1 protein-coding gene is annotated in these 429 nt (G+C 61.1%); it reads left to right on the top strand.

The genetic code is table 11. From position 1 onward, the window contains the following. On the top strand, positions 1-429 hold a 429-nt coding region (locus tag J5M71_RS28875; protein ID WP_207839107.1), incomplete at both ends, for a diiron oxygenase.

Below are 429 nucleotides of genomic sequence, written 5' to 3'. Positions count from 1 at the left end.
ACCCATGACTACCGGTTACCGGGCGATGTCGAGCAGCAATTGCAAACCCGCTACTGGTTCCCCCCGGCCTTCGTGCCCTATCTGGCGCATCCGGCCATCCAGGCCAAAGGGCGCGAAACCCTGCACCGCCTTACCGCCAATCATCTGGTGTATTTCCTCGACTACACCACCCTGCTCGAACACCGCATCGTCAACCGCGCCGTGGAAGTCATCGCGCACCGCGAACTGCCCATCTACATACCGCTGCCGATGAAACATGCGGCACTGCAGCTGTATACCGACGAGGGCTACCACGCGCTGTTTTCCAACCAGATTGCCGAGCAGATCGCTGCGTATTACAGCATCACCCGGCGTCCGGTCATTCCGAAGCGGATCAGCCGCATGAACGCCTTGATCGCGCGCACGCCGGAGAAAAACCGCGCTCTGGCC

This window comes from Pseudomonas sp. 43(2021), from assembly GCF_017490805.1.
In the GTDB taxonomy this organism is placed as follows: Bacteria; Pseudomonadota; Gammaproteobacteria; order Pseudomonadales; family Pseudomonadaceae; genus Aquipseudomonas.
The sequence above is the reverse complement of the archived record's forward strand: the minus strand, read 5'-3'. Positions and strand labels throughout refer to the sequence as shown.